Consider the following 21105-nt stretch of genomic DNA (forward strand, 5'->3'; position numbering starts at 1 on the left):
TTGTGCGTTTGATTTCGTAGGTCATTTGCCGCCGCTGCCGGCCACGCTTTCCCCACCCTTGGTGAGGTAGTACGCGCCAAGAATCGGCAGCATGGTCACCAGCATCACGAGCATGGCGACCACGTTGGTCACTGGCACATCACGCGGGCGGCTGAGTTGGTTGAGCAGCCACAGCGGCAAGGTGCGTTCGTGGCCGGCGGTAAAGGTGGTAACGATGATTTCGTCGAACGACAGGGCAAACGCCAACATGCCGCCGGCCAGCAGCGCCGAGCTGAGGTTGGGCAGGATGATGTAGCGGAAGGTTTGCCAACCATCGGCGCCCAGGTCCATCGATGCCTCGATCAGGCTGTGGGAGGTGCGACGGAAACGGGCGATCACGTTGTTGTAAACAATCACCACGCAGAAGGTGGCGTGGCCGATCACGATGGTGAAAATGCCCGGCTCGATACCCAGCGCTTTGAACGCCGTGAGCAGCGCCAGGCCGGTGACGATACCGGGCAGGGCGATGGGCAGAATCAGCATCAGCGACACGCCTTCCTTGCCGAAGAAATCGCGTCGGTACAACGCAGCGGCGGCCAGGGTGCCGAGCACCATGGCAATCAGCGTGGCGAGGCAGGCGATCTGCAAACTCAGCTTGATTGAGTCCAGCACGTCCACTCGGCTGAAGGCGACGCTGAACCAGTGCAAGGTGAAACCCTGCGGCGGAAAGCTGAACGCCGACTGCTCGGTGTTAAAGGCGTAGATAAAGATGATCAGGATCGGGAAGTGCAAAAACACCAACCCGCCCCAGGCCGCAAGTTTCAGGCCCCAGGAAGCGCGCTCAGAGTGCATCGAAGGCCCCCAGACGTTTGACGATGGAGAGGTAGATGGCGATCAGCACGATCGGCACCAAGGTGAAGGCAGCGGCCATGGGCATGTTGCCGATGGAGCCTTGCTGGGTATAAACCATGTTGCCGATAAAGAGCCCGGGCGGGCCTACCAGCTGCGGCACGATAAAGTCGCCCAGGGTGAGGCTGAAGGTAAAGATCGAGCCGGCGGCAATGCCCGGCACCGACAGCGGCAAAATCACCTGCATAAAGGTTTGTGCAGGCTTGGCGCCCAGGTCAGCGGAGGCTTGCAGCAAGGAGGGCGGCAGGCGTTCCAGCGAGGCCTGAATCGGCAGAATCATGAACGGCAGCCAGATGTACACGAACACGAAAAACCGACCGAGTTGCGAGGTCGACAACGTGCTGCCGCCGACACCGGGAATACCGAGGATGAACTGCAGCACCGGCGTCAGCTGCAGTTGCTCGACAAACCACTGCACCACGCCGCCCTTGGCCAGCAGCAAAGTCCAGGCGTAGGCCTTGACGATGTAGCTGGCCCACATCGGCATCATTACCGCGATATAGAAAAACGCCTTGGTCTTGCCGCTGGTGTAGCGCGCCATGTAGTAGGCGATGGGGAAGGCCAAGGCGGCGCTGGCCAGCGACACGACAATCGCCATGCCCAGGGTGCGCAAAATGATGTCGTAGTTGGCCGGTTCGAACAGGGCCAGGAGGTTGGCCCAGGTAAGGTCCGGCGTGGCGGCCATGGCCATTTCGTCGTAGGTGTACACGCCCTGCCAGAGGAAGGTCAGCAGCGGGGCGAAATAGATCACGCCAAACCACAGCAGCGGCGGCACCAGCAGCATCGCCAGGTACAGATTGGGCTTGCGGTACAGCAGGTTCGACAGGCGTTGTAGCGGGCCGCCTGCCGGCGGTGCTGTAACGGGAGTGGAGAGGGCGGTCATGTTACCGGCCCTCGACATCGGTCAACGCCACCATGGCCTCACGCGCCCAACGCACGCTGACCTGCTGGCCGGCCTGGAAGGCGGGGGCGGTCTGCTGCCATTGGTTGTTGGCCTGGCTGACGCTGAGGTTCTGGCCGTTTTCCAACCGCACTTCAAAGCGGGTGGCGGCGCCCTGGTATTGCACGTCGTGCAGCAGGCCGGTCACCAGTACGTCGGTGGCGTTGGCGTCGCTGCCGGCGGCTTCTTGCAGGCGGATATGTTCGGGGCGAATCGAGAAGGGAGCGGCGCTGCCGGTCAGCAGTTGCGCCAGCTCGCCGCGCAGCACGTTTGAGGTGCCGACAAACTCGGCCACAAAGGGCGTGGCCGGTTTCATATAGAGATTGCGCGGGGTGTCGACCTGCTCGATGCGGCCCTTGTTGAACACCGCCACGCGGTCGGACATCGACAGCGCTTCGGTCTGGTCGTGGGTGACAAAAATAAAGGTGATGCCGAGCTGGCGCTGAAGCTTTTTCAGCTCGCTTTGCATTTGCTCGCGCAGCTTCAAATCCAGGGCGCCGAGCGGCTCGTCGAGCAGCAATACGCGCGGGCGATTGACCAGGGCGCGGGCCAGGGCCACGCGCTGACGCTGGCCGCCGGAAAGCTGCACGGGTTTACGGTCGCCGTAGCCGGCCAGGGCCACCATGCCCAGGGCTTCTTCGGCGCGGGTTAGGCGCTCGCTTTTGCCGACGCCTTTTACCTTCAGGCCATAGGCCACGTTGTCGCGCACGTTCATATGGGGGAACAGGGCGTAGTCCTGAAACACCGTATTGACGTCACGCTGATACGGCGCCAGGCCCACGGCCTCGGCACCATGAATACGAATAGAGCCGGCGCTGGGTTGTTCGAAACCGGCAATCAGGCGCAAGCACGTGGTTTTGCCCGAGCCCGAGGGGCCGAGCATGGAAAAGAATTCGCCATCCTGGATGTCGATGGACACCCGGTCTACGGCCTTGACGTCGCCGAACACGCGGGACACATCGGTGAATTGCACTGCAAGGGTCATAACAAAACTCCAGGACAAAAAAACCACCCACCACCGCCCGAACCGATCAGGGTTTGCCGACACAAAATGCGGTCGGGGTGGGGTGGGTGTGAAACACAACAGAGAGTGGATCGGTGGTGCCGGATTAACCGTTTTAGCCAGCACCTACTCCGTCATTCCCGCGAAGGCGGGAATCCAGAATCGAAAGTCGAATCTCAACCTCGAAACATCCAACATTCTGGATCCCTGCCTGCGCAGGGATGACGGTGGTGGGGGTGAGACCTACCTACCGCCCATGATGGCGATGAAGTCCTGCGTCCACTTGCTGTAGGGCACGCACGCATCCTGCGTCTTGCACTTGGCCTGCGGTGTTTTCCAGAAGGCGATCTTGTCGAATTGGTCGTAGCCGTTGGTGGCACAGCCTTCAGCACCCAGCAGTTCGCTGGCTTTGCACGCCACCGGTACTGCTGGCACCGAACCGAACCACGCCGCCAGGTCACCCTGCACCTTGGGTTCCAGCGACCAGTTCATCCACTTGTAAGCACAGTTGGGGTGCTTGGCTTCGGCGTGCAGCATGGTGGTGTCCGCCCAGCCGGTGACGCCTTCTTTGGGGAAGGTGGTGGCAATGGGTTGACCTTCGGTTTTCAGCGCGTTGGCCTGATACGGCCAGGCGCTGGAGGCCACCACGCCTTCGTTTTTGAAGTCACTCATTTGCACGGTGGTGTCGTGCCAGTAGCGGTGGATCAGGTCGTGCTGTTTGCGCAGCACCTCGAGCACGGCTTTGTACTGGGTTTCGTTGAGCTCGTACGGGTCGTTGATCTTCAGCTCAGGCTTGGCGTTCTTGAGGTACAGCGCGGCGTCGGCGATGTAGATCGGGCCGTCGTAGGCTTGCACGCGGCCTTTGTTCGGCTTGCCGTCGGGCAGGTTCTGCGCGTCGAACAACACGCTCCAGCTATCCGGGGCTTTCTTGAAGACGTTGGTGTTGTACATCAGCACGTTCGGGCCCCACTGGTAGGGCGCGCCGTAGGTTTTGCCGTCGACCACATACCAGGGGGCGTCTTTCAGACGGCCGTCGATGGTTTTCCAGTTAGGGATCAGGTCGGGGTTGATTGGCTGCACGCGCTTGCCGTAGATCAGGCGCAAGGAAGCGTCACCCGAGGCGGTGACCAGGTCGTAGCCGCCCTTGGTCATCAGGCTGACCATCTCGTCCGAGGTGGCGGCGGTTTTCACGTTCACTTTGCAGCCGCTGTCCTGTTCGAACTTGGTCACCCAGTCGTAGTTCTTGTCGGTCTCGCCGCGTTCGATGTAGCCGGGCCAGGCGATTATATCCAGGGCGCCTTCACCGGCCCCCACAGACTTCAAGGTTTCGGCGGCCTGCAAGCTGGCGCTGGCCAGCACAGCGGTGGTCAACGCACTCAACAGAGCGGTTTTTTTCACGAACATTTAGGTATCCCTCTTTTCTGTTTTATCGGGGCAGTTGAACGTCGTGCAACGGTACTTCTTGTTATGTAACCGCCCGGTCGAAGGCCAGGCTGGTGTGGGTCTTACGCTTAATCCGTCAGTTGGCCATGCCGGGCCATGATGTGGCGTACCACGCTGTAGTCTTCCAGCGAGTCGCTGGACAAGTCCTTGCCGTAGCCCGAGCGCTTGAGCCCGCCGTGGGGCATTTCGCTCAGCACCAGAAAGTGGCTGTTGATCCAGGTGCAGCCGTATTGCAAACGGGCCGCCACCTGCATGGCTTTGTCGAGGTTCTGCGTCCAGATGGAGGAGGCCAGGCCGTATTCGGAGTCGTTGGCCCAGTCCACGGCCTGGCTCAGTTCGTCGAAGCGAGTTACGGTGACCACCGGGCCAAACACTTCGCGCTGAACGATTTCATCGGTCTGTTTGCAGCCAGCCAGCAGGGTGGGCTGGTAGTAGAACCCGGGGCCCGAATGCACGGCGGCGCCGGTGATGCGTTCGATATGCGGCTGGCCCAGGGCGCGTTCGACAAAGCTGGCGACGCGGTCGCGCTGGCGGGCGCTGATAAGCGGGCCGATTTCGTTGTCGGCATCGCGCTTGCGGGCAAAGCGCAGGCTGCTGACCGCTTCACCCAATTCGGCCACCAGACGGTCGTGAATACCCGCCTGGGCGTAGATGCGGCAGGCGGCGGTGCAGTCTTGCCCGGCGTTGTAGTAACCCCAGGTGCGCACGCCCTCGACCACGGCCTTGAGGTCGGCGTCGTTGCAGACGATCACCGGCGCTTTGCCGCCCAGTTCCAGGTGCGTGCGTTTTACCGATTTTGCGGCGGCCTGAAGGATTTTCTGCCCAGTGACGATATCGCCGGTCAGCGACACCATGCGCACCTTGGGGTGACTGACCAAATGGCTGCCGACGCTTTCGCCGCCGCCACTGATGATGTTGATCACCCCCGGCGGCAGCAGCTCGGCCAGCACCGGCGCCAGGCTCAGAATGGACAGTGGTGTGTGCTCGGACGGCTTGAATACCACCGTGTTGCCGGCGGCCAGGGCCGGGGCGATTTTCCACGCGGCCATCATCAGCGGGTAGTTCCACGGCGCGATGGAGGCGACTACGCCAATGGGGTCGCGGCGCACCATGCTGGTAAAGCCGGGCAGGTATTCACCGGCTAATTGACCGGTTTGGCAGCGCACGGCGCCGGCGAAGAAACGGAACACATCCACCGCGGCGTTCAAATCATCCTGACGGGCCAAGTGCAGCGGCTTGCCGCAGTTCAGCGATTCCAGGCGGGCCAGGTGGTCGGCGCCTTGCTCAATGGCGTCGGCTATTTTCAGCAGGAGGGCGGAGCGCTGTTGCGGAGTGGTGCGAGCCCAACCGCTAAAGGCGCGGTCGGCGGCCTGGATGGCGGCGGTCACCTGGTCGGTGGAGGCCTCGGCAATGCTAATCAGGGTTTCGCCCGTGGCGGGGTTGAGGATCGGCTCTACAAAGCCTTCGCCGGTGACCAGGCGACCGTCGATCAACAGGTCGCTGGAAAAGGGCGTGGAGGTTGCGGTACCGGCCATCGAGTTCGCTCACTGTTGTTGTTTTTAGTCCGCCACTTGATCGCCATGGCGGATATCGCCGTGGGCGATAGTCGCCCTACGGTCGGCGCGTAGGGCGAATCCCGCAGGTATCCGCCGTATGCCGTTACACAATGGTGAGAGAGACTAGTGGTGGCTTGGGCAGGCGACAAATTCTAAATACCGAACGCCGCGTTCGATTAAATAGATGGCCTGCGTTTATCGAGTTGTTCGCGGGCCACAGTGAGGAACGGGTCTACCAGTGCAGGCCGCGCCGTGCCTCGCCGCCAGGCCAGCCCGACGTCGAGCGTCTGGGTTAAGTCGACCACCGCGCGGGCTTCGATGATGTCGCCTTCCAGCGACCATGGCCGGTAGGTCATATCCGGCTGAATAGACAGGCCCAGGCCTGCTGCCACCAGGCTTCGCACCGCTTCGGTCGAGCCCGTGCGCAGGGTGACATTGGGCTGCAGACCGGCGCGCGACCAGATGCGCTGGGCGTTCAGGCCCATCTCGTCGACATTCAGCTGGATCATGGGCTCTTTCACCACGTCGGCCAGGCTGATGCTGTCGTGCTCCAGCAGCGGGTGCTGCGGCGGCAGCCACAGGCGCAACGGCGAGTGGGTGAGTACTTCGGTTTGCAGGGCGTGGCGGTCTTCGAGGTTGGACAGGATCAGTACGCCGACGTCGATCTCGCCGCTCACCAGCAGATGCTCGATATACGGGCGTTCGTCTTCCATCACGCGGATTTCCACGTTGGGGTAGGCGCGCTGAAAGCGGGTAATAAGGTCGGCCAGGTAATAACCGGCCACCAGCCCGGTTACGCCGATGGTGAGTTGGCCGGCCACCTGGTCGGTGCTTTGTTGCAGGCTGCGCTTGGCGTTGTCCACCGTCGCCAGAATCAGATGCGCCTGGCGCAGAAACTGGTGGCCCTGGTGGGTCAGGGTCATGCCCTTGGCGTGGCGGTTGAACAGGCTGACGCCGATTTCCTGCTCCAGTTGTTGGATGGCCAGGGTGAGGGTGGACTGGGAAATAAACACCGCCTGGGCGGCGGCGGAGATGGAGCCGGTTTCCGCCACTGCAATGAAGTGACGGATCTGGCGCAGGGTCATCATGGCGAAGGGCTCTTGAGCAGGCGTATGCAGCCAAGGTGCCATGAGTTTTATGGGTTGGGTAGAGGGGCTATCGCTTATTTCGAACGCGCGATGTCGTTTTTCGGTTCGGTGAAGAAGGTTTTTGCCGCTTTCAAATAGGCCGTGCGCGTGCTGCCATCCAGCCACTGGGCGTACAGGTCTATGACCTCGCCCTCGCGCAGGCGCCGTACCGAGGCATTGATGGCTTTCACAGCCTCCAGGCCTTCGGGGGTTTTCGAGCAACTGACGTAGCCCAGTTGGTAAGCGGGCACGCCTTTGACCGGATAAAAATTCAGGGCGTCCAGCGGCACGCTGGCGTTTTCGCTCTGGTAGCGCATTTCCGGCCAGTAACCCAGCACCGCATCCAGGCGCCGGTGCTGCTGCATGCGCAGCAGGCTCAAGGTGGCGTCGGTGCCATGGTGGACGATGATGGTGTTGGGCTTGGCGTTTTTAAGCTCCGCGTCGATGACCTTGCCGTAGCTGCGGTCCACCAGTGTGCCAATGGTGTAACCGCCATCGGCGAGGTAGGCGCCCAGGTCGAATTCGCCTTGCTGCACGAACGGCGCTAACTGCGCCTCGTCGGCCTTACGCACCGCCACGCCGTTGGTGAGGATGCCCATGGTCGGGATGGAGAAATACATGATTTGCTCGCGCTCCTGGCTCCAGAGCATGCCGGGGTCACAGGTCAGCACGCCGCTGGTAAGCATTTGCGTGGCCCGCGCGCGGTTGGCCACGCTCAGTACATGCTCGTACTGCGGCATGTCGGCGATCAGCAATTGCAGCATGCGGTCGGCTATACCGCGGTTTTTTAGCGGCCCCTCAAGAATGAGGAACGGCGGCATATCGCGAATGGTCCAGATCAGGCGCGGTTTTTCCGCGTGGGCGGGCAGGGCGCTGAAGGCGCATAGCGTGAGCAGCGCCAAACGGCGAAGAAAGGGCAGTGCAGGCATGGAAAACACTCCAGAAAACGCCGGGAGTAGAGCGAGAAAAGTATAGGCGTCTGGCGCGCCCTTACTCGGTCGGCGAACGATACGGCTTGCGGGCTGACGGCGTCCAGAACGGCCGCACACTTGGGACAGACGTGCGTTTTGATGCAGGCAGACCCAAAAGCTCTAGGCTGACGCCGTGATTCCTAAAAACCAAAGCGTTGGCCTTAGATCGCGCCGCTGCTCTTCAAGGCGGCAATTTGCTCATCGCTATAGCCTAAGCCGGCCAGCACCGTCTGGTTGTGCTCACCCAACTGCGGCCCCACCCATTCGGCAGTGCCGGGCGTTTCCGACAGTTTGGGCACGATGCCGGGCATCTTGAACGCCTTGCCATCGGGCAGCTTGGCGCTGAGGAACATCTCGCGTGCCAGGTACTGCGGGTCGGTGAACATGTCTTCGGCTGAATAGATGCGGCTGGCCGGCACCTCGGCGGCATTGAGCGTGGCCAGCACGGCTTCCAGCGGCAGCGAGCCTACCCAGCGGTCGATGACGCCGTAGAGTTCGTCGCGGCGCAGGTCGCGACCATCGTTACTGGCCAACGAGGCGTCCTCGGCCAGGTCGGGCCGGCCTATGGCGCTCATAAAACGCTTGAAGATGGCATCGCCGTTGGCGCCGATCTGGATGTGTTTGCCATCGGCGCTGGTGTGGATAGAAGAGGGGGTGATGCCCGGCATGATGTTACCGGTGCGCTCGCGAATAAACCCGAATACATCGAACTCCGGCACCATGCTTTCCATCATGGCGAAGATGGCCTCGTACAGCGCCACGTCCACCACCTGGCCCTGGCCGCCGTTGACTTCGCGGTGACGCAGCGCCATCAGCGCGCCGATAACGCCCCATAGCGCGGCAATGGAGTCGCCAATGGAAATGCCGGTGCGCACCGGCGGGCGGTCTTCAAAACCGGTGATGTAACGCAAGCCGCCCATGGACTCGCCCACCGCGCCGAACCCCGGCTGGTCTTTCATCGGCCCGCTCTGGCCAAAACCGGAAAGGCGCACCATCACCAGCTTCGGGTTTAGGGCATGCAGGGTTTCCCAGCCAAACCCCAATTTTTCCAGCACGCCGGGGCGAAAGTTCTCGATCAGAATATCGGCTTCGCTTAGCAGCTTGCGCAGCACCTCACGGCCATCTTCGTGTTTGAGGTTGAGGGTCAGCGACTGTTTATTGCGCGCCTGCACAAACCACCACAGCGAAGTGCCTTCGTACAGCTTGCGCCACTTGCGCAGCGGGTCGCCGCCGTCGGGGGACTCCACCTTGACCACCTCGGCGCCGAATTCGGCGCAGATTCGCGAGGCGAACGGCCCGGCTATCAGGGTGCCGAGCTCAATGACTTTGACTCCGGCGAGGGGTTTGTTGGCAAGGCTCATGTTGGTATCCGGTCGGCAGACAATGGCCGCGACTCTAACCCGCAGCGGTCGCTTGCGGTAGACTTGCCGCCTTTGCCCCTACCTAGAAGCCGAACCATGGCCCAGCCGTCCACGACCTATAAAGTCGACCTCAACCTCACCGACCTCGACCGCGGCGTTTACGCCACGTCGCGCCTGACCATCGCCCGTCACCCCTCCGAAACCGAAGAGCGCATGACCGTGCGGTTGCTCGCCTATGCCCTGTGGTACAGCGAAGAGCTGAGCTTTGGTCGCGGGCTGTCGGACGTAGACGAGCCGGCGCTGTGGGAAAAGAGCCTGGACGGCCGCGTGCTGCACTGGATCGAGGTTGGCCAGCCCGACGCCGAGCGCCTGACCTGGTGTTCGCGCCGCACCGAACGCACCAGCTTGTTGGCCTACGGCAGCCTGCGCGTATGGCAGACCAAGGTGGTGGAAGCGGCGAAGATGCTGAAGAACGTGAACATAGCGGCCGTGCCGCAAGAGGCCCTGGAAAACCTGGCCAAGGATATGCCGCGCACGATTACCTGGGCGGTGATGATCAGCGAAGGCACTATTTTCGTGACTGACGACCGGGGCCAGCATGAGGTGCAGTTGGAGTGGTTGATGGGGGATCGGGGGGAGTAAGTCGTCCGCCCCACTCGGTCAGTCCCCTCTGCCCACTTGCGGGAGAGGGTTAGGGTTAGGATGAGGGTTTAGAGGTTGCGTCTGTCGCAGCCCTCACCCCCAGCCCCTCTCCCGCAAGCGGGAGAGGGGAGCCAAATGCAAACACCGATCAGTCCCCTCTGCCCGCGTGCGGGAGAGGGTTAGGGAGAGGGTTTTAAGTATTGCGTCTGCCGCAGCCCTCACCCCCAGCCCCTCTCCCGCCAGCGGGCGAGGGGAGCCAAAGCAAACGCCGATCAGTCCCCTCTGCCCGCTTGCGGGAGAGGGTTAGGGTGAGGGTTTAGATGTTGCGTCTGCCGCAGCCCTCACCCCCAGCCCCTCTCCCGCACGCGAGAGAGGGGAGCCAAAGCAAACACCGCGAGTTTTATAGAACCCCATGCGCATCGAAGCCCGTCCGCTCCCCGCCACCTTGCCCAACCTAGGCGACCTGCCGCCCCTGCTCACCCGCCTCTACGCCGCCCGTGGCGTGCAGTCGGCGGCCGAGTTGGATAAAGGCCTGGCCAAGCTGATTCCCTATCAGCAATTGATGGGCATCGAGGCGGCGGTGGAACTGCTGGTGCAGGCCCTGGAACAACGCCAGCGCATCCTCATCGTCGGCGATTTCGATGCCGACGGCGCCACCGCCAGTACCGTGGGTGTTCTCGGTTTGCGCTCGCTGGGCGCGGCGCATGTTGACTACTTGGTGCCCAATCGCTTCGAGTATGGCTACGGCCTGACCCCGGAAATCGTCGCCGTAGCCCTGGAGCGCCAGCCGCAGTTGCTGATGACGGTGGATAACGGCATTTCCAGCGTGGAAGGGGTAGCGGCGGCCAAAGCGGCCGGTTTGAAGGTGTTGGTTACCGACCACCACCTGCCCGGCGCCGAGCTACCGGCGGCCGATGCCATCGTCAACCCCAACCAGCATGGCTGCACCTTTCCCAGTAAGGCGCTGGCTGGCGTAGGCGTGATTTTCTATGTGCTGCTGGCGCTGCGTGCGCGTTTGCGCGAGCTGGACTGGTTCGCCCGTTCCGGCCTCAAGGAGCCAAACCTGGCCGAGCTGCTCGACTTGGTAGCGCTTGGCAGCGTCGCCGACGTGGTGCCGCTGGATGCCAACAACCGCATCCTCGTGCACCAGGGCCTGGCCCGTATTCGGGCTGGGCGCGCGCGCCCTGGCTTGCGCGCGGTGCTGGAAGTGGCCGGCCGGCCGGCCGAGCGCATCACCTCCACCGACCTCGGCTTTATTCTTGGCCCACGCCTCAACGCGGCGGGGCGCCTGGATGACATGAGCCTGGGCATCGAATGCCTGCTCTGCGAAGACGAAGCCCTGGCCCGTGATATGGCCGTGCAACTGGACCAGTTGAACCAGGACCGCAAAGCCATCGAGCAAGGCATGCAGCGCGAGGCCCTGGCCCAGCTCAAGGATTTGCCGCTGGAGAGCATGCCCTTCGGCTTGTGCCTGTTTGAGCCGGACTGGCACCAGGGCGTGATCGGCATTCTCGCCTCGCGGATGAAAGAGCGTTACCACCGCCCCACCATCGCCTTTGCCGATGCCGGTGATGGCGTAATGAAAGGCTCGGCGCGTTCGGTACCGGGCTTTCATATTCGTGATGCGCTGGATGCCGTAGCGGCCAAGCACCCTGGCTTGATCAGCAAGTTTGGTGGCCATGCCATGGCCGCCGGTTTGTCGCTGCCGCAGGAAAATTTCGGCGCTTTCGCCGCCGCCTTCGATGCCGAAGTTCGCCGTCAGTTGCACGAAGACGACCTGACCGGCCGCCTGCTCTCTGACGGTGCCCTGGCCGTGGAAGAGTTCCACCTGGAACTGGCCCGCGCGCTACGCAACGCCGGGCCATGGGGCCAGCATTTTCCCGAGCCGCTGTTCCATGGCGTGTTCCAGTTGGTGCAGCAGCGGGTGGTGGGCGAGCGCCACTTGAAGGTGGTGTTGAAGAGCGAGTGCGGCGCCGTTCAGTTGGACGGTATCGCCTTTGGCATCGACCGCGACGTGTGGCCCAACCCCACCGTGCGTTGGGTGGAGTTGGCCTACAAGTTAGACGTGAACGAATACCGGGGGCAGGAAGCGGTGCAATTGATGATTGCGCATATCGCCGCCAGGTAAACACCGGTATTACCAATCACTAAATCCCGTCATTCCCGCCTGCGCGGGAATGACGGTTAATCGTTGGCCAGACTATTCCCGCTTCCCATCCAATGGGTCCACATGGGCCAACTCTTCCTCATCTAGCCCATAGCCTTCGCCAATGTCGGCTTCATCGACAATGCTCAAATCCCAGTCCGCTGCGCTTTTGCCGCCTGGCTCATTGGCCGAGCGTGCGCCGCTTTCATCAATAAGTGTTTCCGGGCTCAGGTCGTCCAGGCTGACGCCATCTTCGTTGTCGCCTTCGCCTAAGGTTTCGCCGCCGCTCTGGCCCGCTTCGCGCACCCGTTTGACCGGTTGTTCGCGAGCAATTTCGGCGGGGGATTTAAGGTCGCCGACACGGCCGCTGCGCTCGTCTTTACGCTCATCGAAGTCCAACTGCTCGATGGAGCCCATGCGGTCTTCCATGTCGTCGATTTCTTGCGGGACATAGCGTTTTTGCGTACTCATTTTCCGGTCCTTAGCTTAGGGAACTAAGGGGTGGACTGGCGGCTTGCGCACTTGGTTCAGCCAACTCGACCGGGGGCAGCCCTAGCGCAGCGTCAACATGGCGGCTTTTTTGTAGAACATTGCCGAGTCGGCTTTGGACATCAGCTCGTCAAGGTGCTCGCCGGCCTGTGGATAAATCGCCACGCCGAGGCTTGCCGATACACTCAGCTCGCGACCCTGCCAGATCAGCGGCTGGCCGATGGCGTGGCAGATCTGCTCGGTGAGGCGATAGATGTCATCGGCATCGTGCACGCCATCGAGCAGCACCACGAATTCGTCGCCGCCCATGCGCGCGGCCATGTCGGCTTCGCGAATATGGGCGCTGATGGCGTTGGCCGCGTGTACCAGAATGGCGTCGCCAGCCTGGTGGCCGTAGGAGTCGTTGATCTCTTTGAATTTGTTCAGGTCCAGGTAGCACAGCGCCAGGTTTTCGCCGTTGCGCTTGGCGGTGAGCAGTTTTTGCGTGGCATAGGGAATAAAGCTGTTGCGGTTGGGCAGACCGGTGAGGCTGTCGTGAAAGGCCAATGCGCGCACTTCTTCTTCGGCCACGATGCGGCGCTGAATTTCCCGCTGTAGCCGCCGCTGGCTGGAGAGCAACACCAGCACCACCACCAGAATGGCGGCGCAACCCAGGCTGATGAGCATGATGATGGTGCGCAGGCGTTCCACCAGTTGCGGCGGGTTGGGGTCGTACAGGAAACCGTCCAGGCGGCTCGTGCTGGGCACCATGTCCTGTTCCTTGAACGCCTCGGCCATGCGCTGCCAGCGCCCGGGGTTCATATGGCCGATATCGACCAGATCGGGCAGCACCAACCCGCGCATGGCTTGAGCCTCGAATTGCAGGTGTTCGCGGCTTTTCTGCACGTTGTAGCGCTTGAGCAGCAGGTCGATGATTTCGTCCGGGTGGTCCATGGCGTAGCGCCAGCCCTTGAGCGTGGCCCGGCGAAACGCGGCCACGCGCAGGGGGTTGTCGTTAGCCTCGGCCTCGCTGGTAAACAGAATGTCGCTGTAAAAGTCGATGCCGTAGGTACTGGGCGACAGGACGGTGTAGGCCACGCCTTTCTGTTGCAGGTAATAGGGCTCGTTGGTTAGGTAGGAATTGAACGCCTGCACCTTGCCGCTGACCAGGTCGTCGACGTTATAGCTGCTGGACAGCAGGTTGAGGGTGGCGGGGTTGATGCCTTCGCGGCTGAACATGGTCAGAAAGTCGGCATCGGTCTGGGCGTTCATCAGCATGACGCGCTTGCCCACCAGGTCGTGAACGGTCTGGATTCCGGCATCGCTGCGCGCCAGCAACACCGATGGCGAGTGCTGAAAGATGGCCGCCAGGGCCACCAGCGGTTTGCCATTCAATCGCTCGTACAGCAACTCACTGTTGCCTTCGCCATACAGCGCGCGACCGGCCAGCACTTCCTCCACCGGCGTTTTACCCGGCGCGCCTTCATGCAGGCGCACTTCAAAGCCTTCCTCGCGGTAATAGCCTTTGGCGATGGCGGCGTAATAGCCGGCGAACTGGAATTGGTGTTTCCAGCGCAGTTGGAAGTCGATGGTTTGCAAATGCCCGGGGGGCGGTAGAACGGCAGCGCTACAGGGCACAAGCGGCAACAGCAGGGCGAACAAGCACAGGCGTCGCCAGGTGGCACGTCGAGAGAAAAGGGGCCGGTGTTGGCACTGCAACGATTGCGGCATGGCGTCTTCCGTGAACAGCGGTCACAGCCGGCTTGGTCGGGCGGGCTGTGGGTGCCTTGAACGCATCATGCCTGTAGTTCTGCAAGCCGCGCAATCACGGGCTTGTGACGGTTTTCAGCGGGTGGATTGTTGGACAGGATTGATCCTGAGGGAACGCTGCGCGAGCAAGCTCGCTCCTACAGACGGGTACAGACGTAGGAGCGAGCTTGCTCGCGAAGGGGTTTCAGCCGGTTAATCCTTGCGGCGCTTGAGCTGATCCTGCAACTGGGTGGGCAGGTTGCGGATGGTCAGGGTGCCGGCGGCTTCGTTGTACTCGATGTTCGAACCCAGCAAGTGTGCCTCGAAACTGATCGACAACCCTTCCGCGCGGCCGGTAAAGCGGCGGAACTGGCTGAGGGTGCGTTTGTCCGCCGGAATCTCCGGGGACAGGCCGTAATCCTTGTTGCGGATATGGTCGTAGAAGGCTTTCGGCCGTTCTTCATCGAGCAGGCCGGACAACTCTTGCAGCGTCATCGGCTCGCCGATTTTGGCCTGGCTAGTGGCGTAGTCGACCAGGGTGTCGGTCTTGGCGCGCGCCTGTTCTTCGGGCAGGTCTTCGCTTTCCACGAAGTCACTGAAGGCCTTGAGCAGGGTGCGGGTTTCGCTCGGTGAGTCGACGCCCTCCTGGCAGCCAATAAAGTCGCGGAAGTATTCAGAGACCTTCTTGCCGTTCTTGCCCTTGATAAACGAGATGTACTGCTTGGACTGCTTGTTGTTCTGCCACTCCGACAGGTTGATGCGCGCCGCCAGGTGCAGTTGGCCGAGATCCAGGTGCTTGGCCGGGGTCACGTCCAGCGCAGCGTTTACCGCCACGCCTTCACTGTGGTGCAGCAGGGCAATGGCCAAATAGTCGGTCATGCCTTGCTGGTAGTGGGCGAACAACACGTGGCCGCCGGTGGAGAGGTTGGATTCCTCCATCAGCTTTTGCAGGTGCTCGACGGCCTGACGGCTAAAGGCGGTGAAGGTTTGATCGCCGGCCTGGTATTGCGCCAGCCAGCCACTGAACGGAAACGCCCCGGACTCGGCCTGAAAGAAACCCCAGGCCTTGCCCTGCTTGGCGTTATAGCTTTCGTTGAGGTCGGCCAGCATATTCTCGATGGCTTGCGACTCCGCCAGCTCGCTGTCACGGGCGTGCAGCACGGCCGGGGTGCCGTCGGGTTTTTTCTCGATCAGGTGGACGATGCAGTGGCGGATGGGCATGGCGGTCTCGTTTTCAAATTCAAAGCGTCGCGCAGTTTACCCGACCACCTCGGTCGAGGTCGCCCTTCGCCGCTGCAAGGCTTGCAAGCGCTCGATCATGTAACGTAGGTGCATATGCAGTTCATACAGCTCGTTGGAGTAGGACAGCGGCACCTCCACACGCGCCAGTTCGTCTTCCAGGCCTTCGAGGCGGGCGATTTCGGCGCTGAGGTCGGTGGGCAGTTTGCCTTTGTAGAGCTGCTGGTCGATTTCACGCAGGTGTTTGTACCATCGGTAGATGCGTGCACGGATGCGCCACTGGTAGATCGGGCCGATGGCCTTGAACAGCGGGAACAGCAACACCAGTAGCGGAATGGCCAGAATGATGTAGCGGTCGGCCAGGGAGGCAATACGGAACGGCAAGTAGCGCTGCAGAATCGGCAGGCCTTTTTTGTAGTAGTAGTCGGCCTCGTCCAGGGTGTGCAGCGACAGCGGAGGTGGCGCTGGGTAGTTGCCGGCCGGGTCGAGCAGGCTGCCGTTTTTCAGCACGGTTTTGGCCGCTTCCAGAATCAGCGCAGTAAGCGAGGGGTGGAAGTTTTCGCCGCTGACCAGGGTGGCCATCGGGCCGAGGGTAACGATGTCGTGGTCTGGCGTGTTCTGCGCCATATCGAGCATGCCTTCGCCGACTTGCAGTTGGCTCAGGTACGGCAGGCGCGCGAGATAAGCGGAGGTGCGCCGCAGGCTGACCAGTTGCAGGTTAGGATCGGCGGCCAGGCGCTGCACCAACGGGTTTTCTGCCGGGCCGACGAAAAATGCTGCATCCAGCTCGCCGGCAATCAACGCATCCGCCGCCTTGCCCCCGCCTAGCGCTTGCCAGGTTTGCGGGTACTGCGCCGGTTCGATGCGGTTGGCGGCAAACAGCGCGGCGGTAACGGCCTGGGTACCGCTGTCTTCGACGCCAATGGCCACGCGCATTTTCATCAGGTCGGCCAGGCGATCGAATGTGGCGTTCTTGCCGAGGAACAACCACAACGGTTCACGGTACATCACGCCAAGGCCGTTGAGTTTGCCGCGCGCAGCGGGCTCGATGCTTAGCTCCTGGCCGCTTTGCACCAGAGCCAATTCGACTTCGCCGTTGGTTAACTTGTTGAGGTTGTCTTGCGAGCCTTTGCTTTCCACCAGTTCCAGGGTGAAGCCCTGTTTAGCCAGCTCGGCTTTGAGTTTTTCGGCAAAGGCGTGGTAACCACCGCCGGCTGCGCCGGTGGCCATACGCGCATGCATTGGGGGCGGCGGGGCGACGAAGTAGAAGAGGGCGCCAACGAGTGCTGCCACCACCGGGACTATCCACAGGTTGGTCAGCAACATGATCTTGAGGTCGCGCAGGATTCTTCGCATTGCTGTTCCTTGGCGTTGCTATCAGTGCATAGAGGGTAACCGTCCGGCGGATTTTTCGCCTGCTGCTCGGCACTCCGGTCCCCGGGCCGGTCTGACTACCCCTATTAGCGCTCGCAATCGGCGGCCCCCCGGCGCTTATAAGGCTAGGGAGCGCTTTTTGCAGGCTTTCCTATAGCGAATTCGTCTTTATGCTCGATGAAGGCACCGTGATATCAATCTTCTGGCGTCAATAAAACGAACAACAATGATCGTTGCCGTAGACGGTTAATTTCAGTTCTACGATTGTCAGGGATGCTCTTCCGCGGTTTCGCTCTCTTCCGACCCTGGTCGGTAGAACGTAGGAAGTTGGTCATGCCTCGAACAACGCTATTAATGGCCCTTGCTCTGAGTGCCGCAGGCATCAGCTTTTTCGCTTTGCTATACGAGCCTGCACCGGTTACCCCTGTTGCTGTGCCTTCAGCACCGGTAGCGTTTCCCCTGGCTGCGCCGCCCGCACCCTCTAACGCTGCGCCCATTGCGGCAGCTGGCGTTATACCTGGCGCTGCGCGTCACGACGTTACGATCCCCGCCGTTGCACCTGAGCAAAACGTTATCGAACTTTGGGACAGCAGTTCGCTGGTGCCCGAGAAGCAAGACGATATGACGCTCTACCACACCCAGGTGCCGGTCGCCGCCATCGGCAGTCTGGCAGTCGGCAAGACATTGCAGTTGGCCGTGCCCGGGCGTAAGGAGCCATTGCGCGCCACGCTGGACGAAACCCATAACAACGGCGCCGCAGTGTGGAGTGGTTCTGTGCAAGGCGGGCAAGCGGAGGACTCACTGACCGTCGTGCGCGGGCAATTGGAAACTCATATCACCCTCGCTACACGCGATAAGACTTTGTCTTTTGTGGTGGATAACGCCACTGGCAAAACCCTGATGACCGACCAGAACGAGTTGCTGATGCGGGCTACCCCAGACGCCCTTATTACCCCTGAATCCACGTTGTTGCAGCCGCTCCCTCCGCCAACCAGCGGTTGAGCGCTACAGGATTAGAAACCATGAAAACAGTATTGGTCTGCCTGGCGATGTTTCTGCTCGCTCCGTTCGCTCACGCTGCAACCGAACCGCGTACCGTCGATTTGCTGGTGCTTTACACCAAGGAGGCGCAGGCCCTGCCCAATGGTCGTGACATGGATGCACGGATCGCCAGCTATATCGAATTCGCCAACAACGCGTTCAAAAAGAGCAACGTCAACCTGCGCCTGCGTTTGGTCAACCGGCAACCGTTGAACTGGGCCAGCTACCCGACCGTTTCCAGTACGGATCTGTCCAGATTCGCTAGCGACCCACGCGTGCAACAACTGCGTGAGACCTATGGCGCAGACGTTGTGCAGCTTATCAGCCGTACCCAGGCGGGGCAGGGCTACGGGGTGTGCGGTATTGGTTATGTGCTCTCCGGCGCGAAAAACAGTGGCACCTTCCAAAGCGGCGCCTGGGCCAGTGCCTACGGCATAACCGGGGTGGATTGCAGCCTGAGCACCATGGCCCACGAGATTGGCCACAACCTTGGGTTGCGCCACTCCTACGAGCAGGACCAGACCGAGGGTTACTACACCAGCCTCGCCCGCGGCGTTCACCAGGGCACTTACGAATGGGGTCGCGGTTACGGCGTGCAGGGGCGTTTTGCAACCATCATGGCTTACCCGCAGGTGTTCAACGCTTCGGTGCAGGCGCCGCTATTTTCCTCTCCGACTCTGATGGACAGTACCTGCGCTAATCAAGCCTGTGGCCGAGCGGGCGTTGCCGATGCCGCCCGCGCCCTGAATGACATGGCTGCGCAGATCGCCGTGTTGCGCCCGACCAAGGTGCCGGAGACGGTCAACCCCACCACCACACCGACAACCCCCACGACGCCGGTCGCTCCACCGGTAACGGCCTGGTGCAGCAAGCCGGCATTGAAAAGCCTGGTTGCCAATGGTGAATTCCGCACCCTGGACGGTTGGACCAGCTTGCTCAAGGCGGCCACGCTCAGCCAGGTTAACGTCGGCAAGGCCTGCCGCGATGACGCGCTGCAACTGGACTTGCCGGCTGGCCGCGACGATGTATTGGCTACCTCGGTAGGCGCCCTCAAGGTGGGCGCCACGTATCGGCTTAAGGCCAAAATCATGCTCAAGGGCACTAACGTGCGGGGCAACGTTTACCTTGGCATGGTCCACGAGGAGAACGCCGGTTTCAGTTACAGCGCCGTGAATGGCGTGATGAAGTCGGTTACCAGCAGCGAATTCACCCCCATCGACGCAACGTTTATCTACCAGCCGCCTCCCACCGTAATCCGCACGACCTATCTGGGGCTGATGAGCCTTAATCGACTGGGCGTGCTGTTGGATGAGGTTGAGCTCAGCGAGGTGACGCCGACCACTGCCATCAAGGCCACTACCCCGGCGGCATTCAGTTGGAACTTTGACAGTGCCATCGGCGAGTGGACCGGCTTTTACGGCAGCACTCGGCTTACGGCGCTAGCGGCGGCGGGCAAGTCGCTGGAGGTTTTTGCCCGTAAGGCTGAAGGTACAGGCGCCAGTCTGTTACTGGTCGGCAAGGTGCAGCCAGGCTTGTCCTACAGGTTGAGTGCGGACGTGATGGTGGGCCGCACCGCCAGCGTCGCGGCATTGGCCTATGCCTACCTCTACCTGGAAGACGCCGCCGGCAACGGCCGTACGTTGTCGCTGGGTGTGGTCAACAGCAAAGGCGGCGTTTGGAGCAAGCTGCAGCAGAGTTTCCAAGTGCCGGCAGGCAGCTACCGGCGCATAGAGCTATTTGTGCTTGGCACCCGCGCCGACCAATCGCTGTTCGTGGACAATGTCAGCCTCAACCGACTCTAACCATCGAACACCTGGCGCCCCTCGGGGCGTCAGGTGTTTTTTTGGGAAGGCACGGATAACGGCGTGGCCGGCGCGCGACGCGCGCCCATAAGGTCCAGCGCACCGAGTGCCAGCAGCAAGGCCACGGCGTACCAGGCATCATTGCCCAAGGCGACCATCACCAGCGCGCACAACAACGCACTAAAGGCCGCCACCCAGCGCCACACGCCTTTGAGCAACATCCACCCGGCCGCCATGCTGAACAGATAGATAAGTACGAAGTTGCCGTTGGCGTAGCGAATCAGCTGGTCCACCGACAGTTGCAGCACGGCCGCCAAGCTGGCGCACAGCGCGCAGATGATCACCACCAGCAAGAGCGCACGGGCAGGCACGCCATGGTGGTTGCGTTGTGCCAACGGGCGCGGCAGCTTCCCTTCGTCGGCCAGGCTCCAGATCAGTCGGGCAAAGCCCTGCATATACACGTTCATCGAGGCGAAGCAGGCCAGGTAGCCGATCAGGGCACTTAACCAACGGGCCTTGGCGCCGAACAATTGGTCGAGCATGCGCGGCAGGGAGGCGGCGTCGGTGGTTACATCGCCATAGGCATGGAAACTCAGCACCGCCAACGAGCAGGCCCAATACACCAGGCCCGCGAGCAGCACCCCCAGCAGCAGCGCCAGAGGGAAGTCACGGTGCGGGTGTTTGAATTCTTCGCCCATATGGGTGAAAGCTTCGATGCCGACGAAGCACCAGAACATCACGCCCAGGGCGGCCGGCAGCAGGTGCCAGGAACCGTTCAGGTCTGGCAGCAGAGGTTGATTGGCGTGGGGCAAATCGCCGGCCCACCAGATGAGGCCAACGGTGGCGATAATCGCCAGGGCGATGGCGCCCTGCACCATGCCGGACGCTTTGGCTGGGCGCTGACCAAGCAGCAGCATCATTCCCAGAGTGGCCAATTGAATCGCCAGTGACTGGCCCCGGCCCAGATCGAACAGGGCCTGGAAAAAGCCGGTAGAAATATTCAGCGCCGCCGGCAAACCCACCGGCAGCACGGCCAGAAACAGCAATGCGCTGATGCGCTCCATGCGCGGGCCAAATGCACGGCCAATCAAGTGCGGTGCACCGCCAGCGTGGGGAAAGTGACGGCCCAGTTGGGCGAAGGTAAACGCCACCGGCAACACCAGCACAATCAGCAGTAGCCATGCCCACAGCGAGGCACCGCCGGCCGCCGTGGCAGCCAATGCGGGTACAACGAAAATGCCGGTGCCCAGCAGCGATGTGCTCAGCAGGCCGATGCCCTGCAACAGGCTCAATTCTTGGTTAAGGCGACTCATGGGGTATGCTCTGCGGTCCGTCGTCGCCCATGTTAAGCCGCC

Annotated in this window: 17 protein-coding genes; 4 read left to right on the forward strand and 13 right to left on the reverse strand. The window is 61.7% G+C overall.

What is annotated here, in order from left to right; genetic code table 11:
- Nucleotides 1-21 precede the first annotated feature (21 nt).
- The 8 genes from PKE98_RS04575 to PKE98_RS04610 all read right to left on the reverse strand — a co-directional run bounded on the left by PKE98_RS04575 (nucleotide 22) and on the right by PKE98_RS04610 (nucleotide 9289).
- Nucleotides 22-831 carry an ABC transporter permease gene (locus PKE98_RS04575; RefSeq protein ID WP_271194099.1) on the reverse strand — a complete coding sequence of 270 codons (810 nt, stop codon included), beginning with the start codon at nucleotides 829-831 and terminating at the stop codon, nucleotides 22-24.
- Entirely contained in the window at nucleotides 821-1771 is a 951-nt protein-coding gene (locus PKE98_RS04580) for an ABC transporter permease (protein ID WP_271194100.1), read from the reverse strand. Before PKE98_RS04580 ends, PKE98_RS04575 begins: the two co-directional genes overlap by 11 nt.
- Nucleotide 1772: 1 nt before the next feature.
- Nucleotides 1773-2813, reverse strand: coding sequence for an ABC transporter ATP-binding protein (locus PKE98_RS04585; protein ID WP_271194101.1), 1041 nt, complete (start codon nucleotides 2811-2813; stop codon nucleotides 1773-1775).
- A gap of 261 nt (nucleotides 2814-3074) precedes the next feature.
- Complete coding sequence (ydcS, locus tag PKE98_RS04590) at nucleotides 3075-4235, reverse strand: putative ABC transporter substrate-binding protein YdcS (RefSeq protein ID WP_271194102.1); 1161 nt, start codon at nucleotides 4233-4235, stop codon at nucleotides 3075-3077.
- A 107-nt stretch (nucleotides 4236-4342) separates the two neighbouring features.
- Nucleotides 4343-5809: a gamma-aminobutyraldehyde dehydrogenase gene (locus PKE98_RS04595; RefSeq protein ID WP_271194103.1), complete on the reverse strand. Its 1467-nt coding sequence runs from the start codon at nucleotides 5807-5809 to the stop codon at nucleotides 4343-4345.
- A 197-nt stretch (nucleotides 5810-6006) separates the two neighbouring features.
- On the reverse strand, nucleotides 6007-6918 hold the full coding sequence (locus PKE98_RS04600; protein WP_271194104.1) for a LysR family transcriptional regulator: 912 nt from the start codon (nucleotides 6916-6918) through the stop codon (nucleotides 6007-6009).
- A gap of 74 nt (nucleotides 6919-6992) precedes the next feature.
- Entirely contained in the window at nucleotides 6993-7886 is an 894-nt protein-coding gene (locus PKE98_RS04605) for a TIGR02285 family protein (protein ID WP_271194105.1), read from the reverse strand.
- Between the two features lie 203 nt (nucleotides 7887-8089).
- Nucleotides 8090-9289: a CaiB/BaiF CoA transferase family protein gene (locus PKE98_RS04610; protein WP_271194106.1), complete on the reverse strand. Its 1200-nt coding sequence runs from the start codon at nucleotides 9287-9289 to the stop codon at nucleotides 8090-8092.
- A gap of 96 nt (nucleotides 9290-9385) precedes the next feature.
- On the opposite strand from PKE98_RS04610, the gene PKE98_RS04615 reads away from it, so the two are divergent.
- Both PKE98_RS04615 and recJ read left to right on the forward strand, forming a co-directional pair.
- Nucleotides 9386-9931 carry a YaeQ family protein gene (locus tag PKE98_RS04615; RefSeq protein WP_271194107.1) on the forward strand — a complete coding sequence of 182 codons (546 nt, stop codon included), beginning with the start codon at nucleotides 9386-9388 and terminating at the stop codon, nucleotides 9929-9931.
- Nucleotides 9932-10343: 412 nt separating this feature from the next.
- Nucleotides 10344-12059, forward strand: coding sequence for a single-stranded-DNA-specific exonuclease RecJ (gene recJ / locus PKE98_RS04620; RefSeq protein ID WP_271194108.1), 1716 nt, complete (start codon nucleotides 10344-10346; stop codon nucleotides 12057-12059).
- 72 nt (nucleotides 12060-12131) lie between these two features.
- On the opposite strand, the gene PKE98_RS04625 is transcribed toward recJ, so the two are convergent.
- From PKE98_RS04625 to PKE98_RS04640, 4 genes are all read right to left on the reverse strand, one after another.
- Nucleotides 12132-12548, reverse strand: coding sequence for a phosphotransferase system, HPr-related protein (locus PKE98_RS04625; RefSeq protein ID WP_271194109.1), 417 nt, complete (start codon nucleotides 12546-12548; stop codon nucleotides 12132-12134).
- An 81-nt stretch (nucleotides 12549-12629) separates the two neighbouring features.
- A complete protein-coding gene (locus tag PKE98_RS04630) occupies nucleotides 12630-14276 on the reverse strand; it encodes a GGDEF domain-containing protein (RefSeq protein WP_271194110.1) in 1647 nt (548 codons plus the stop codon).
- Between the two features lie 231 nt (nucleotides 14277-14507).
- Nucleotides 14508-15515, reverse strand: a complete 1008-nt coding sequence (gene yejK / locus PKE98_RS04635) for a nucleoid-associated protein YejK (RefSeq protein ID WP_271194111.1) — start codon at nucleotides 15513-15515, stop codon at nucleotides 14508-14510.
- Nucleotides 15516-15551: 36 nt separating this feature from the next.
- Nucleotides 15552-16889 carry a TAXI family TRAP transporter solute-binding subunit gene (locus PKE98_RS04640; protein WP_271194112.1) on the reverse strand — a complete coding sequence of 446 codons (1338 nt, stop codon included), beginning with the start codon at nucleotides 16887-16889 and terminating at the stop codon, nucleotides 15552-15554.
- Nucleotides 16890-17240: 351 nt separating this feature from the next.
- Between PKE98_RS04640 and bamI the strand changes: the two genes are divergently transcribed.
- Entirely contained in the window at nucleotides 17241-17909 is a 669-nt protein-coding gene (bamI, locus tag PKE98_RS27345; RefSeq protein WP_507763563.1) for a biofilm-associated metzincin protease inhibitor BamI, read from the forward strand.
- A 20-nt stretch (nucleotides 17910-17929) separates the two neighbouring features.
- A complete protein-coding gene (gene mep72, locus PKE98_RS04650; RefSeq protein WP_271194114.1) occupies nucleotides 17930-19750 on the forward strand; it encodes a biofilm-associated metzincin protease Mep72 in 1821 nt (606 codons plus the stop codon).
- Nucleotides 19751-19779: 29 nt separating this feature from the next.
- On the opposite strand, the gene yjeH is transcribed toward mep72, so the two are convergent.
- Nucleotides 19780-21063, reverse strand: coding sequence for an L-methionine/branched-chain amino acid transporter (gene yjeH, locus PKE98_RS04655; RefSeq protein ID WP_271194115.1), 1284 nt, complete (start codon nucleotides 21061-21063; stop codon nucleotides 19780-19782).
- Nucleotides 21064-21105: the final 42 nt, after the last annotated feature.

It is taken from the genome of Pseudomonas turukhanskensis (assembly GCF_027922365.1).
In the GTDB taxonomy this organism is placed as follows: Bacteria; Pseudomonadota; Gammaproteobacteria; order Pseudomonadales; family Pseudomonadaceae; genus Aquipseudomonas; species Aquipseudomonas turukhanskensis.

Bases quoted from the DNA above. Each gene is read 5' to 3' on its own strand.
- PKE98_RS04575 (WP_271194099.1), bottom strand. From the start codon at position 831: ATGCACTCTGAGCGCGCTTCCTGGGGCCTGAAACTTGCGGCCTGGGGC.
- PKE98_RS04580 (WP_271194100.1), bottom strand. From the start codon at position 1,771: ATGACCGCCCTCTCCACTCCCGTTACAGCACCGCCGGCAGGCGGCCCG.
- PKE98_RS04585 (WP_271194101.1), bottom strand. From the start codon at position 2,813: ATGACCCTTGCAGTGCAATTCACCGATGTGTCCCGCGTGTTCGGCGAC.
- ydcS (WP_271194102.1), bottom strand. From the start codon at position 4,235: ATGTTCGTGAAAAAAACCGCTCTGTTGAGTGCGTTGACCACCGCTGTG.
- PKE98_RS04595 (WP_271194103.1), bottom strand. From the start codon at position 5,809: ATGGCCGGTACCGCAACCTCCACGCCCTTTTCCAGCGACCTGTTGATC.
- PKE98_RS04600 (WP_271194104.1), bottom strand. From the start codon at position 6,918: ATGATGACCCTGCGCCAGATCCGTCACTTCATTGCAGTGGCGGAAACC.
- PKE98_RS04605 (WP_271194105.1), bottom strand. From the start codon at position 7,886: ATGCCTGCACTGCCCTTTCTTCGCCGTTTGGCGCTGCTCACGCTATGC.
- PKE98_RS04610 (WP_271194106.1), bottom strand. From the start codon at position 9,289: ATGAGCCTTGCCAACAAACCCCTCGCCGGAGTCAAAGTCATTGAGCTC.
- PKE98_RS04615 (WP_271194107.1), top strand. From the start codon at position 9,386: ATGGCCCAGCCGTCCACGACCTATAAAGTCGACCTCAACCTCACCGAC.
- recJ (WP_271194108.1), top strand. From the start codon at position 10,344: ATGCGCATCGAAGCCCGTCCGCTCCCCGCCACCTTGCCCAACCTAGGC.
- PKE98_RS04625 (WP_271194109.1), bottom strand. From the start codon at position 12,548: ATGAGTACGCAAAAACGCTATGTCCCGCAAGAAATCGACGACATGGAA.
- PKE98_RS04630 (WP_271194110.1), bottom strand. From the start codon at position 14,276: ATGCCGCAATCGTTGCAGTGCCAACACCGGCCCCTTTTCTCTCGACGT.
- yejK (WP_271194111.1), bottom strand. From the start codon at position 15,515: ATGCCCATCCGCCACTGCATCGTCCACCTGATCGAGAAAAAACCCGAC.
- PKE98_RS04640 (WP_271194112.1), bottom strand. From the start codon at position 16,889: ATGCGAAGAATCCTGCGCGACCTCAAGATCATGTTGCTGACCAACCTG.
- bamI (WP_507763563.1), top strand. From the start codon at position 17,241: ATGCCTCGAACAACGCTATTAATGGCCCTTGCTCTGAGTGCCGCAGGC.
- mep72 (WP_271194114.1), top strand. From the start codon at position 17,930: ATGAAAACAGTATTGGTCTGCCTGGCGATGTTTCTGCTCGCTCCGTTC.
- yjeH (WP_271194115.1), bottom strand. From the start codon at position 21,063: ATGAGTCGCCTTAACCAAGAATTGAGCCTGTTGCAGGGCATCGGCCTG.